Raw genomic sequence first — 12,224 nt, forward strand, 5'->3', positions numbered from 1 at the left:
CTATCCCTTTGGTTATTGGCACGCAGAAGATGCTGATGGTTTATTAATAGAAAAAGTGCTAATCATGCAGCATAAGAAGTTAAGAATGGACTATTGGTCCTGTTGCCGAGAGCGTATTGGTAATAATGTTTTTATATTAAGTTCTGGAAGCGGCAAAATAGGTTTTGTCTTGCCTGAATGATTAATAAGCAAGGAGTTCTTCGTGCAAAATTTCGTATTAATGGGGTGCGGGCGTATCGCACAGCGCTATGCTCAGATCCTTGTTGAGGGAAAGGTGAAAGGTGGGAATATTGTTGCTCTCTGTGACGCCGATGAAGAGCGGGCCAGAAAGCTTGGCGAAAAATATTCCTTGCCATGGTATACAGACGCCCATGAGATGATGTCTGAAATGAAAGACAAAGTCGACGTGATCGCGATACTGACCGAAAGCGGGCTTCATGCAAAGCATACGCTGGAAATGGCTCAATACGGCAAGCATATTGTTGTTGAAAAACCAATGGCCTTACGTCTTGAGGACGCGGATGCCATGATTAATGCTTGCGACAGGGCAGAAGTCAAGCTGTTTGTTGTTAAGCAGAACAGGTTTAATTATCCGGTCGTAAAAATGCGTGAAGCCTTGGATAACGGGCGATTCGGAAAAATTGTCATGGGGACGGTCCGTGTAAGATGGTGCCGTCCGCAGGCCTATTACGATCAAGATGATTGGCGTGGGACATGGGCAATGGACGGAGGTGTCTTCGCCAATCAGGCCAGTCACCATGTTGACCTGCTGGAATGGATGCTCGGTGAACCCGTGTCAGTTTATGCCAAAAGCCGTACAGCCCTCGTTGATATTGAAGTAGAAGACACCGGAGTTGCTGTAATTACCTTTGCCAGCGGTGCTATAGGTATTATTGAGGCTACCAATGCGACTCGTCCAAAAGATCTTGAAGGCTCCATTTCCATCTTAGGAGAGAAGGGAGCTGTTGAGATTGGCGGATTTGCAGTCAACGAGATGAAAGTTTGGAATTTTGAAACTCCAGTGGAAGGAGACGAAGAAGTTCTTACCCGCTACAAGACGAATCCCCCGGATGTTTATGGGTTTGGCCATATTTCCTATCTTGAGCATGTAGTGAATTGTATTGAACAGGGAAGTCCTTCCCTTGTTGACGGTCTTGAAGGACGTAAGTCCTTGGAATTGATTAATGCAATTTATGAATCAATTGAAACTGGAAAGGAAGTACGACTTCGCTTCCAGCCGCAACGTTGTAAGCTTGGGCACGTAAATGGCAATTGATATTGCCCCCACAGCAATAATCCACCCGGGCGTTGTCTTTCTCGGCAGTGCCCGGATTGAAGACGGCTGTATTGTGGGTGCGCCTCTTGCCAATTGCGATGAACAGCCGGAAACAATTATAGGTGACGGAGCATTTATTCGTTCCCATACGGTTATTTATGCCGGAAACCGGATCGGTAAAAATTTCTCCACCGGAAATAAGGCCAATGTCCGGGAATTGAATGTAATCGGAGACAATGTAAGTGTCGGGACCATGGCTGTAGTTGAGCACCATGTGGAACTTGGTAACAATGTCCGTCTGCACAGTCAGGCTTTTGTTCCTGAATTTTCGATTCTCGAAGACGGTGTCTGGATTGGGCCGAATGCGGTCATCACCAACACCAGATATCCCCTTTCCCCTGAAGCTAAGACCAGCCCCCAGCCTGTCCATCTTTGCAAGAATGCTATTGTCGGTGCGAATTCAACAATACTGCCCGGAGTCAGGGTCGGTAGCGACAGCCTGATTGGTGCCGGAAGTGTTGTAGTGAAAGATGTAGCACCCCGCGCAGTTGTTGCCGGGAATCCGGCCCGTTTTATACGAACAAAGGACGATCTGCCTTATGAGTAAACAGAGTATCCCTTTTGCCGATCTGAAAACCCAATACCGTTCCCTGCAGCCGGAAATTGATCTTGCCATGAAGCAGGTCATTGAGGATTGTGCCTTTATCAACGGTCCTTATGCCCGGAAATTTGAAGAGGAGTTCGCACAGTTCTGTGCGGCTGATTTTTGTGTCGGGGTCGGCAATGGTACGGATGCCCTCTTTGTAGCGTTAAAAGGATTGGGAGTCGGTCCCGGTGATGAGGTGCTGGTCCCGGCAATGACCTTTATCGCCACCGCAGAGGCTGTGACCATGGCCGGGGCAAAGCCCGTCTTCGTTGATGTGGCCCCGGAAAACGGGACCATGGATGTTGTTGACCTGCGCGCTAAAATCAGCCCCGCTTCAAAGGCTGTTATTCCAGTGCATCTCTACGGGCATCCTGCGGATATGGAAGCTATTGAGTCGTTAGCTCGCGAAAATGGATTGTTTATTGTTCAGGACGCAGCACAGGCCCACGGCGTAACTATCGGCGGACGCCCGCTTTCAGATTTCGGCGATTGTGCCTGCTACAGCTTTTATCCCGGCAAGAACCTCGGCGCGTACGGAGATGCCGGGGCAATCGTAACCAGTGACGCAGTTTTAGCCGAGCGCATGCGCAAGTTCGCCAACCATGGCCGCAAAGATAAATACGATCATCAATTCGAAGGCGTGAATTCACGTATGGATGGTCTGCAGGCCGCTGTTCTTTCCGTGAAGCTCAAGCATCTCAAAGAATGGACAGCCCGGAGGCAGGCTGTTGCCGCAATATATGACCGTGAGCTTAGCGGGATTGACGGCTTCAAACTCCTAGAACGTCGGGTTTGGGCAGGGCATGTTTATCATCTCTATGTAGTCCGCTGCGCTGACCGGGAAGCCCTGCGCGATCATCTTGCCGAAAATGGAGTGGCATCAGGAATCCATTATCCAGTAGCTGTCCCGTTCATGGAGGCTTATGAAAGCTACGGGCATACGCCTGAAGATTTCCCCGCCGCCTATGCAATGCAAGAGTCAATTCTCTCTCTGCCCATGTATGCGGAACTCAGTGAGGATAGTGCCTTGCGGGTTTGTGAGGTTGTGCGGGAGTATTTTGCTGGTGCTGAATAGGTTTTGATTGAATTGGTTTAGTAATATTTGAAAGTAGACAGGCGAAGAGCACCAGCTCTTCGCCTGTTTTTTATTCTTCGGTGTCTGTGTCGTCTTCGTCTGATTCAGCTTGCTTGGCTTTAGCTTCTTGTTCTTCTTGGCAGACTTGTTCTACGAAGTCTTGGAACCAGTCTTTGTAGTCTGGGTGGTTGCGGAGGTTGTTGAGGTCGGGGTCAGATTTTAGGTAATTGCAAAGAGGGGTTTTAAATTCTTTTTTAGATTTAATGAGCCATTTCTTGCTTTGTTCTAATTCGTTTTTTATTGATGAAATGCAAGCTAAGTTGTATGCACCAAAGTATCTTTTAATGTTTTCTGCTTTTCTGCACATATCTTCTGCTTCATCTAAGAGCGTGTAATTTATGTTTGATGGGTCAATCATTGCAAGTTTTGCTTTTGAAGATCCTAAATTTAGTAAAGCGTACCTATCTCTGGGGGACTTGTTGATTGTCTTTGTGTACCATTCAATCGCTTTTGTTATGAGGTCTCTTTTCTTCTCTGTGTTTGAACAATTGTTAAATTCTTGTGAGTATGAGTAAGCTATTTTAAACAACGCATCTGTTTCATTGGTAAATTCTTGGTCAATAATTTTCCATACCTGTCTAGCTTTTTTCCACTCCATTTTAATTTCGTGTTCTAAAGCAAGAGCTATTAGGTAAGTAAGGTTTGATTCTGAGTTAATTGAAGTAACGTCATGGACGGCTTCTTTTGTTTTTTCATCCATATTTTGTCTGTTGTCATGATTTTTAATTCTTTTCTGAGCTTCAGATAATACTTCACCTGTCTTATTTGCATTTGCTTCACAAACAATCTTCATCTCTTCACATTTTTTTACTAAGTCATTGAGTTCTGTACGTTTCTCTTCAAATTCAATTTTGGCTTTGTCTGTGGTTGTTTTATACTTTGATGTTATCTTTTCGACTTCTTGCCTTAGCTCGTTCTGATTCTCAAGAGCAATTTGCTTTTGTTGTCTTCCAAAAAATAGCCCTAAAAGAGCTATTAAAGCAGCGGTGATTCCAGATATGAATATTAGTGTATTATAAAAATCGTCCACAATTGTTTTATGAGTATCTGTCCATTCTTTAGCTGTAGCGGCCTGCTCCTTAGTCCGCTCAAACCACATCTGCCCATTATTATTAATCTGAAAAGTTTTTATTTCAGTAATATCGCTTTCAATGCTAAACAGCTTCCGCTCAATTTTATCGATTCTTTTAGGAGTGACTTTAGCAGTAGACTTAGTCTCACCAGCCCCAACACCCCCACAAACCCCCAAAACCAAAACAAGGGCGAGCATCATCCCAAATAAAACACGCACAATCCCATTTCCCCGACGCATATATTCCACTCCAATTAAACGAAGTTCTTAATTAAATTTTATGTATAATTTAAAACTTTACTCTTCTACAAGATCATCCATATTCCGTCCAGCATGCAGAATAGAAAAGTGGATACTCCGCCAAGAGGGATGAGAAGGTCGTTTGAAATATATTTACAAGAAAAACGCAGTGGCATATTGTAGCTACAGAAGGAGAAAGAAATATGCAGGAAACCATACGAGCCCGTGTAGAGGCTGATTTAAAGGAAAAATTTGAACTTGCTGCCAAGGACAGAGGACAGAGTTCCAGCTATTTGCTGCGGGAATTCATGGCAGATTTTGTACGTAAGCATGAAGAGAATAAAAAACGTGATGCCGAGACTATGCTTGCTTTAGAAAGCATTGAGGCTGGTCGTTTTGTTGAAGGCGAAGAAGTCTTTGATTGGCTGGATTCGTGGGGAACTGACAATGTTAAGGATGTTCCTAAATGCGAATAAGGTTTTCTCCTGAGTCTGTTGACGATTTGAAAAGAGTTTACGAATTTATTGCCGAACATGATCCTGATTCAGCACGTACTGTGGTACTTAATTTGAAAAGTGCTATAAGTCGTTTCTCGTTGCATCCTCAACTTGGCAGGGCCTTAGAGCATATCGAAGGTGTTCGGGAATTTGTGTTCGGAAGATACGTTGTGCGGTATACGGTGAGACCGGAGTCTGTGTACATATTGCGCATTTGGCATTCTAAAGAATCCCGCTAAATTCCCCTTTACCCAACCCCCAAACCAGCCTACAACCTCCCCCATGAGCAATACCTCTTCTAAATACGATGTGATTATTCTCGGCGCGGGCGCGTCCGGGCTTTATTGTGCCATGCATGCTGCTGCGCGTGGGCGTAAGGTGTTGGTGCTGGACCATTCCGGTAAGGCGGGGCGTAAGATCCGTGTTGCCGGGGGCGGCAAGTGCAACTTCACCAATATGGATGTTGCGGCGGATAACTATATTTCCGCAAACCCGCATTTTGTGAAATCCGCTCTGGCGCGGCACAATCAGTGGGACTTCATTTCCTTTGTTGCTGAGGCCGGGATTGAATACGAAGAGCGCGAAGACGGGCAGCTTTTCACCCTTGAAGGGGCCGGGTTGATTGCCGGGCTGCTGGTTTCCAAATGTCACCGTGCTGGTGTGGAAACTCTGCTGGATCGTCAGATTGAAGAGGTTAGCGGCGAAGGGCCGTTTAAGGTGCGTAGCGGAACGCAGGAATTTGAATCTGAGTCTCTGGTTGTGGCGCTGGGTTCTCCGGCATGGCCTCAAGTGGGAGCTTCTGCTTTCGGATATAAGCTTGCCGAACAGTACGGACTCAAGACTATTCCGGCTCGTCCTTCTTTGGTGCCATTTACCATTAGTGGACGGGATGGGAAGTTCTGCAAGGAATTGAGCGGTAATGCTCTGCCTGTGGAAATTTCTTGCGAGAAACGCACTTTTGCGGGCGATATGCTTTTCACCCATAAGGGTATTTCCGGTCCGGCGGTGCTCCAGATTTCCAACTACTGGCGGCGCGGTTCGGCTTTGACCATCAATTTGCTGCCTGCTCACAATATTTTAGAATTGCTTGAATCTCATAAGGGCGAGAATATAGTCCTGCGCAACTTTCTGGCCCGTTACTTTACCCGTAAGCTGGTCGGGCTGCTGCTGGAAGGGCAAGATGGCGAGACTCCGGTCAGTCAGTTGCCCAAGAAGCTTCAATTGGCCCTTGCCGAACGCATTCATTCATGGGTCGTTAAACCACAGGGAACTGAAGGTTTTGCCAAGGCTGAAGTTGCAGCTGGAGGTGTGGATACTGCGGAGATTTCATCCAAGACCATGGAAGCCAAGAAGGTTCCCGGCCTTTATTTTATCGGCGAAGTGCTGGACGTGACCGGATGGTTGGGCGGCTACAACCTGCAATGGGCATGGTCATCAGGCTATGCCGCAGCACAATTTGTGTAGAAATTTTGATAAGCTAGGTTGCGAAGCCCAATAAAAGGTTTTGGGATTTTTAAACCCTTTTGCAAAAGGGTTTAAACCGCCGGAGGCATGCCTTTAACTGGTAGCTTCCTTGATAATTTCAAGCAGATTGCTGAAATCAAAGGGTTTGCAGACGTAGTATTTTATTTGGGCCCGTTTGAATTCTTCGAAGGCATCAGAGTAGCAATGCCCGGTCATGGCGATGATGGGCGTTTGGGATTTCTCCCCGAAAACAAATTCATCACGGATTCTGTCGATGGCCTCATAGCCGTCCATTTCGGGCATCTGGATATCCATCAGGATGCAGTCGAAATCAGATTCATGCAGCCGGTCAAGGGCTTCCATACCGTTGGAGGCTACTATGACCTCGTAGCCTTGCTTTTCAAGCAACCGTGAAGCGGAGAGGGCGTTTATCTTTTCGTCGTCAACAAGCAGGATTTTCATGGTTGCATACTAATAAGAAAGAAGCTTTGCTGTAAAGGTAAAGTAAAAACAAGCCCCCGTTTTCCAGTGGAAAACGGGGGCTCTTTGTAAGCAATTACCAGTCCGTTCGGACCGGGATAATTACATTTCGTTAGGCAGCTGCTTGAGCTGTTCGTATGTGTAGACGGGACCGTCTTGACATACGTAGCTGGTGCCGATGTTACAACGGCCGCAGATACCAACGCCGCATTTCATGCGTTTTTCAAGGGTGGTCACAATCTGGTCATCCTTGAAACCGAGCTTGGCAAGAGCTTGTACGGTGAATTTGATCATGATCGGAGGACCGCAGGTCACGGCCACAGCGTTCTTCGGCTTGGGTGCGATATCCAGCAGCACGTTGGGGATCAGACCCACGTTGTGCTCCCAGCCTTCGTATTCCGCATCAATGGTCAGATGGGTGTCGAGGTCGTCGCGTTCCAGCCATTCGGGCAGCTCGTACTGGTATGCCATGTCTACGGGAGTTCTTGCGCCGTAGAGCAGGGTGATCTTGCCGTAGTCCTTACGGTTATCCAGCATGTAGTAGAGCAGGGTGCGCAGAGGCGCCATACCGATACCACCACCTACGAAGACGATGTCTTTACCTTTCATGTCTTCGTAAGGGAAGTAGTTGCCCAGAGGTGCGCGAACGCCGATCTGGTCGCCGGCACTCAGGGTGTGCAGCTTATCGGTCACTTCCCCGGTGCGCATGACGCTGAACTGCAGGTAGTCCATGCGGGTGGGGGAAGAGTTGATTACGAAAGTGGATTCACCGATGCCGAAGGCGGACAGCTGTCCAACCTGACCGGGCTCAAAGGTGAACTTTTCTTTGTAACCGGGATCGTTGAAGGTCACCCGGAAGGTCATAATATTGGGTGTTTCCTGAATGACCTCCTGAATGGTGGCCATCGCAGGAAGATAAGGATTGCTAGCCATTTGCTTTCTCCTTTGCTTCGTATGCAATAGCGTTCAGGACGATTTCACGGATGTCCACACCAACGGGGCAGCTCTTGATGCAGCGACCGCAACCGCAGCAGGAGATAACTCCGTCGTGCAGGTCAGGGTAGTAGCTGAACTTGTGGCCGACCCTGTTTTTAAGGCGATGAGCCTTGGTGGGGCGGGGGTTGTGTCCGCTGGCCTCAAGGGTGAACTGGTTGGACATGCAGTTGTCCCAGCTTCTGATGCGTTCACCTTTGACTCCGTCGGACTCGTCGGTGATGTTGAAGCAGTAGCAGGTGGGACAGAGATAGGTGCATGCGCCGCAGCTCAGGCACTTAGCAGACTGTGCTTCCCAGAAGTCCATGTCGTCGAAAGCTTCGAGAAGCTTTGCCGGAGCTTTGGAAAGGTCCTGTGCTTCGCCCATGGACTGGTCGGCATCTGCGCGGAACTTGTCGGCAGCAGCCTGTTTGGAACCGCCGTCTTCCAGCAGGGAGCTGGAAAGCAGTGCTTCACCGCGGTCGCTGACTGCTTCGAGGAAGTAGCCGCCATCAACGGGAACCATGAGTACGTCGGATCCGGCAGGATCGGACGGGCCGGAACCTACCCAGTTACAGAAACAGGTAGTCTCACCTTTTTCACACGCGAGAGTGATGAAGTAGGTGTTTTCCCTGCGGGCTTTGTAATATACGTCCACGTGGTTACCGTTCAGGTAAACACGATCGAACATGGTGAATCCGCGAGCGTCACAGGGACGGCTGCCGAAAACAACCCATGATGAATCAGGAAGGGTTTCCTTTACATCAAGAGCCACTTTCTCGGGATTTTCAAGATCTTTGATGTGGCTGAATTCCACGAGGGTTTCACTCTGGGGGAAGCAGGCCTTTTTGGGGGGCGCAGTTGCTTCACGCTCGATGTTGAAACCTTTCTTGGAGTCGTAGGGCTTGAAGACAATGGAATCGCCCTCGTTGCGGGGAGCGAGTACTTCGTGCTTCTGGCCCAGCTCTTCCAGCCATGCCGATACTTTGTCGGATGTGATGAATTTTGCCATGGCTACCACTCCTTCTCCTTGATGGTCGGTTCTTCAATTTTGAAGGTCTGAAGCGGAGGAGTTGCCTCAGGATCAAGACCGGCTTCGTAGTTGAAGACTTCCTTGATTTCCTTGTTGAACTTCTTCTTGAAGAGCAGGATGGGAATGTCGACCGGGCAGGCGCGCTGGCACTCACCGCACTCGGTGCAGCGACCGGTGAGGTGGTAAGCGTGGATAACCTGGAACATCCACTTGTCGCGGACGTGGGCTTCCTGGCTCAGCCAGTGCGGATCGCGGGACTGTGCTACGCAATGGTCACGGCATACACACATGGGGCATGCGTTACGGCAGGCGTAGCAGCGGATGCAGCGGTCCATCTCACCAAGCCAGAATGCGAATTTTTCTTCGGTGGACTTGGCTTCGAATTCTTCGAGATCCTTGTAGCCGTCTTCAAAGGAAGCGGTGGGCTTGATCTCTTCACCGACAAACTGGTCGGAGAGAACAGCGTTGGGGTAGCGGCAGGTCTGGCATTTGTCAGAGATCACGTCTGCCATGGGCAGCTTGTGCTCTTTGCCGTCTACGGTGAGCTTGACTTCAGAGTCGCTCACTTCGCAGGCTTCAACCTGTCCTACATCACCGACAGCGCGGCGGATCTTAACCTGATCCACAACGCCGGTGCAGCCGAAACCAAAGATGGTCACGTCTTCGCGTTTGATGAGGTTTTCCTGCAGCAGTTCAACAACGGAACGGCTGTCGCAGCCTTTGACCACGATACCGACCTTTTTACCCTTCAGGGAGGGCAGGTAGGTGGCAAGGTTGTGAACGCAAAGTGCGTCCACTTTCAATTTATCTACATCTGCTTCACTGCGCATGAAGTGCGGAGTAGCATGCAGAGGATCGAAGCTGTCTGTCCAGCCGATGACCACATCAAGCTCAGACAGTCCGTCCTTAATTTGTTTTTTAAGATCTTCCAGATTTTTCACTCTGTTTCTCCTTGCGTGGAACAGCCCTGACTAGAGGGAAGCTTCCATCAATTTGAGTGTCTCCTCGGCTTCGGGACCCTCGATCTTTTGGGCCGGGCCGAGTTTGTGAATCTGTTCGGTGAACTTGGTCACAACTTCCTGCCAGCGCTGGCCTTCTGATGCGGAAACCCAGGTGTAGTCGAAACGCTCGGGATCGATTCCCAGCATGGGGATGAACCTTTTGAGCATTTCCAGCCTGCGGCGGGCATAGAAGTTACCTTCAGCGTAGTGGCAGTCATTGGGGTGACAACCGGACACGAGCACTCCGTCCGCACCGGACATGAGTGTCTTCACAATAAACAGAGGATCAATCCTGCCTGAACAGGGAACCTTGATGATTCTCAGGTCAGTCGGCTGGGTGAATCTACCTACACCGGCGGTGTCAGCACCACCGTAGGAGCACCAGTTGCAGAGAAAACCGACGATTCTGAGTTCTTTACCTTCTAGAACCGGCATACTGCGTTAACCTCCGCAAGAATCTGATTGTCAGTGAAGTGCTGGAGCTGGATTGCACCCTGAGGACAGGTGGATGTGCAGATACCGCAGCCCTGACAAATTGTTTCAATCACCTCAGCCTTGGGCTGCCCGCGGAAGTCTACTTCTTTAATAGCTCCGAAGGGGCAGGTGCTGATGCATTTGCCGCAACCGATGCAGCGTTTGATATCAACGACAGAAACCGCGGGGTCACTTTCCAGCTGGTCCTTGGCGAACATGGCCAGAACCTTTGCCGCTGCCGCACTACCCTGTGCAACAGAGGAAGGAATGTCTTTGGGACCCTGACAGGAACCGGCGAGGAAAACACCGGCGGTGTTGGTCTCAACAGGCTTCAGTTTGGGGTGGCCTTCCATGAAGAAACCGTAGGCATCGTAAGAAATGCGCAGTTTCTTGGCGAGGTCGGAAGCGCCGTGTGCGGATTCCGCACCGACTGCGAGGACAACGAGGTCCGCGTCGACTTCAACCTGATCGCCCATGAGGGTGTCGGCACCGCGTACTACGAGCTTGTCGCCTTTGGGGTAGATCATGGACACGCGGCCACGGATGTAGCGTGCTTCGTATTCTTCCTGCGCTCTGCGGGTGAATTCGTCGAACATTTTACCCGGGGAACGGATGTCCATGTAGAATACATAGGACTGTGAATCCGGGCAGTGGTCCTTGGTCAGGATGGCCTGCTTTGCAGTGTACATGCAGCAGAAACCGGAGCAGTAGGGGCGACCGATGGATTTATCACGGGAGCCTACGCATTGGATGAAGACCACGTTCTTGGGTTCCTTGCCATCGGAAGGACGCTTGATATGTCCCTCGGTGGGGCCGGAAGCGGAGAGCATGCGCTCGTACTGCAGGGAGGTGATTACATCGGGGTACTGACCTCCGCCGTATTCGCCGTATACAGTCCAGTCTACGAGGTCGAAACCGGTAGCAGCAACAACTGCACCTACTTCTTCGACTACAAACTCATCGACCTGATCGTAAACGATGGCTTCAGAGGGGCAGACCTTGGCGCAGACGCCGCATTTATCACGTTTGATTTTGATGCAGAAGTTGGGATCAATAACCGCTTTCTTGGGGATAGCCTGCGGAAAGGGGATGTTGATCGCGGTGGTTTTACCCAGTTCTTCGTCAAAGGGGTTGTCAGCCTTCTTGCTGGGGCATTTTTCCATGCAGATACCGCAACCGGTGCATTTGTCCCAATCAACATAAGTGGCTTTTCTTTTAACCTTGACGGAGAAGTTACCCACATAACCGTTTACTTCTTCAATCTCTGCGCAAGCGTAAAGAGTGATGTTCGGATGCTGGGCAACGTCAACCATGCGGGGGCCGAGGATACAACTGGAGCAGTCCACTGTGGGGAAAGTCTTATCCAGTTTAGCCATCTTACCGCCGATGGAGGATGTTTTTTCAACAAGGATAACTTCGAGGCCGCCGTCAGCGCAGTCAAGAGCTGCCTGAATACCGGCAACACCGCCGCCCACAATCATAACCTTTTTGTTCATGTCAAAGTACTTGGCATGCAGAGGCTTGTTGTTGAGCAGTTTGGCCGCTGCCATGCGAACAAGGTCAATAGACTTGTTCGTGTTGGCTTCGCGGTCACGGCCGATCCAGGAAACGTGTTCGCGGATGTTGGCCATCTCGAAGAGGTAGCGGTTAAGGCCCGCTCTTTCGAGGGTTTTGCGGAAGGTGGGTTCGTGCATTCTGGGTGTGCAGGATGCTACGACCACGCCGTCGAGTTTGTGTTCCTTGATTGCTTCTATGATCTCGTCCTGTCCGGGTTCGGAGCAGGCGTACATTGTATCTGTTGCGAAAACAACACCGGGGAATTCACGCGCGGCTTCTGCTACAGCGGCAGTGTCCACGGTACCTTCGATGTTAGTCCCGCAATGGCAGACAAAAACTCCAATTTTCATTTAAGTCTTCTCCTTAGCAGGGTTTCC

13 protein-coding genes are annotated in these 12,224 nt (G+C 49.7%); 6 read left to right on the plus strand and 7 right to left on the minus strand.

Annotation, left to right across the window (positions count from 1 at the left end; all coding sequences use genetic code 11):
- The first annotated feature begins 202 nt into the window (after positions 1-202).
- The 3 genes from ACO05Z_RS02240 to ACO05Z_RS02250 are packed head-to-tail and all read left to right on the plus strand — an operon-like array spanning position 203 to position 2,997.
- A complete protein-coding gene (locus ACO05Z_RS02240; protein ID WP_421900085.1) occupies positions 203-1,276 on the plus strand; it encodes a Gfo/Idh/MocA family protein in 1,074 nt (357 codons plus the stop codon).
- Positions 1,266-1,883 (plus strand): DapH/DapD/GlmU-related protein, encoded by a 618-nt coding sequence (locus ACO05Z_RS02245; protein WP_421900087.1) that lies wholly within the window; start codon positions 1,266-1,268, stop codon positions 1,881-1,883. The genes ACO05Z_RS02240 and ACO05Z_RS02245 overlap by 11 nt, the downstream gene beginning before the upstream one ends.
- On the plus strand, positions 1,876-2,997 hold the full coding sequence (locus ACO05Z_RS02250) for a DegT/DnrJ/EryC1/StrS family aminotransferase (protein WP_421900089.1): 1,122 nt from the start codon (positions 1,876-1,878) through the stop codon (positions 2,995-2,997). The genes ACO05Z_RS02245 and ACO05Z_RS02250 overlap by 8 nt, the downstream gene beginning before the upstream one ends.
- A gap of 70 nt (positions 2,998-3,067) precedes the next feature.
- Here the strand turns inward: ACO05Z_RS02250 and ACO05Z_RS02255 are convergent, their stop codons facing one another.
- Positions 3,068-4,369, minus strand: coding sequence for a TPR end-of-group domain-containing protein (locus ACO05Z_RS02255; RefSeq protein ID WP_421900091.1), 1,302 nt, complete (start codon positions 4,367-4,369; stop codon positions 3,068-3,070).
- 203 nt (positions 4,370-4,572) lie between these two features.
- Here ACO05Z_RS02255 and ACO05Z_RS02260 point away from each other — a divergent pair, with 203 nt between their 5' ends.
- Genes ACO05Z_RS02260 through ACO05Z_RS02270 form a run of 3 tightly spaced genes read left to right on the plus strand, consistent with a single transcriptional unit; the run spans position 4,573 to position 6,330 of the window.
- Complete coding sequence (locus ACO05Z_RS02260; RefSeq protein WP_421900093.1) at positions 4,573-4,845, plus strand: CopG family ribbon-helix-helix protein; 273 nt, start codon at positions 4,573-4,575, stop codon at positions 4,843-4,845.
- A complete protein-coding gene (locus ACO05Z_RS02265) occupies positions 4,836-5,105 on the plus strand; it encodes a type II toxin-antitoxin system RelE/ParE family toxin (protein WP_421900095.1) in 270 nt (89 codons plus the stop codon). The genes ACO05Z_RS02260 and ACO05Z_RS02265 overlap by 10 nt, the downstream gene beginning before the upstream one ends.
- A 43-nt stretch (positions 5,106-5,148) precedes the next feature.
- Entirely contained in the window at positions 5,149-6,330 is a 1,182-nt protein-coding gene (locus ACO05Z_RS02270) for an NAD(P)/FAD-dependent oxidoreductase (protein ID WP_421900097.1), read from the plus strand.
- A gap of 93 nt (positions 6,331-6,423) precedes the next feature.
- Here ACO05Z_RS02270 and ACO05Z_RS02275 read toward each other — a convergent pair whose 3' ends face one another.
- The 6 genes from ACO05Z_RS02275 to ACO05Z_RS02300 all read right to left on the minus strand — a co-directional run bounded on the left by ACO05Z_RS02275 (position 6,424) and on the right by ACO05Z_RS02300 (position 12,197).
- A complete protein-coding gene (locus tag ACO05Z_RS02275; protein WP_421900099.1) occupies positions 6,424-6,792 on the minus strand; it encodes a response regulator in 369 nt (122 codons plus the stop codon).
- A gap of 120 nt (positions 6,793-6,912) precedes the next feature.
- Positions 6,913-7,743 carry an FAD/NAD(P)-binding protein gene (locus tag ACO05Z_RS02280; protein WP_421900101.1) on the minus strand — a complete coding sequence of 277 codons (831 nt, stop codon included), beginning with the start codon at positions 7,741-7,743 and terminating at the stop codon, positions 6,913-6,915.
- A complete protein-coding gene (locus ACO05Z_RS02285; RefSeq protein ID WP_421900102.1) occupies positions 7,736-8,794 on the minus strand; it encodes a 4Fe-4S dicluster domain-containing protein in 1,059 nt (352 codons plus the stop codon). The genes ACO05Z_RS02280 and ACO05Z_RS02285 overlap by 8 nt, the downstream gene beginning before the upstream one ends.
- A 2-nt stretch (positions 8,795-8,796) precedes the next feature.
- A complete protein-coding gene (locus ACO05Z_RS02290) occupies positions 8,797-9,756 on the minus strand; it encodes a 4Fe-4S dicluster domain-containing protein (RefSeq protein WP_421900104.1) in 960 nt (319 codons plus the stop codon).
- A gap of 30 nt (positions 9,757-9,786) precedes the next feature.
- On the minus strand, positions 9,787-10,251 hold the full coding sequence (locus ACO05Z_RS02295; RefSeq protein WP_320173174.1) for a hydrogenase iron-sulfur subunit: 465 nt from the start codon (positions 10,249-10,251) through the stop codon (positions 9,787-9,789).
- The gene (locus ACO05Z_RS02300; RefSeq protein WP_421900107.1) at positions 10,239-12,197 is read right to left on the minus strand and encodes a 4Fe-4S binding protein; all 1,959 of its coding nucleotides are present in this window, start codon (positions 12,195-12,197) and stop codon (positions 10,239-10,241) included. Before ACO05Z_RS02300 ends, ACO05Z_RS02295 begins: the two co-directional genes overlap by 13 nt.
- Between the last annotated feature and the right edge of the window lie 27 nt (positions 12,198-12,224).

The sequence above is a fragment of the Maridesulfovibrio sp. genome (assembly GCF_965230075.1).
In the GTDB taxonomy this organism is placed as follows: domain Bacteria; phylum Desulfobacterota; class Desulfovibrionia; order Desulfovibrionales; family Desulfovibrionaceae; genus Maridesulfovibrio.

Bases quoted from the DNA above. Each gene is read 5' to 3' on its own strand.
- ACO05Z_RS02245 (WP_421900087.1), top strand. From the start codon at position 1,266: ATGGCAATTGATATTGCCCCCACAGCAATAATCCACCCGGGCGTTGTC.
- ACO05Z_RS02250 (WP_421900089.1), top strand. From the start codon at position 1,876: ATGAGTAAACAGAGTATCCCTTTTGCCGATCTGAAAACCCAATACCGT.
- ACO05Z_RS02255 (WP_421900091.1), bottom strand. From the start codon at position 4,369: ATGCGTCGGGGAAATGGGATTGTGCGTGTTTTATTTGGGATGATGCTC.
- ACO05Z_RS02260 (WP_421900093.1), top strand. From the start codon at position 4,573: ATGCAGGAAACCATACGAGCCCGTGTAGAGGCTGATTTAAAGGAAAAA.
- ACO05Z_RS02265 (WP_421900095.1), top strand. From the start codon at position 4,836: ATGCGAATAAGGTTTTCTCCTGAGTCTGTTGACGATTTGAAAAGAGTT.
- ACO05Z_RS02270 (WP_421900097.1), top strand. From the start codon at position 5,149: ATGAGCAATACCTCTTCTAAATACGATGTGATTATTCTCGGCGCGGGC.
- ACO05Z_RS02275 (WP_421900099.1), bottom strand. From the start codon at position 6,792: ATGAAAATCCTGCTTGTTGACGACGAAAAGATAAACGCCCTCTCCGCT.
- ACO05Z_RS02280 (WP_421900101.1), bottom strand. From the start codon at position 7,743: ATGGCTAGCAATCCTTATCTTCCTGCGATGGCCACCATTCAGGAGGTC.
- ACO05Z_RS02285 (WP_421900102.1), bottom strand. From the start codon at position 8,794: ATGGCAAAATTCATCACATCCGACAAAGTATCGGCATGGCTGGAAGAG.
- ACO05Z_RS02295 (WP_320173174.1), bottom strand. From the start codon at position 10,251: ATGCCGGTTCTAGAAGGTAAAGAACTCAGAATCGTCGGTTTTCTCTGC.
- ACO05Z_RS02300 (WP_421900107.1), bottom strand. From the start codon at position 12,197: ATGAAAATTGGAGTTTTTGTCTGCCATTGCGGGACTAACATCGAAGGT.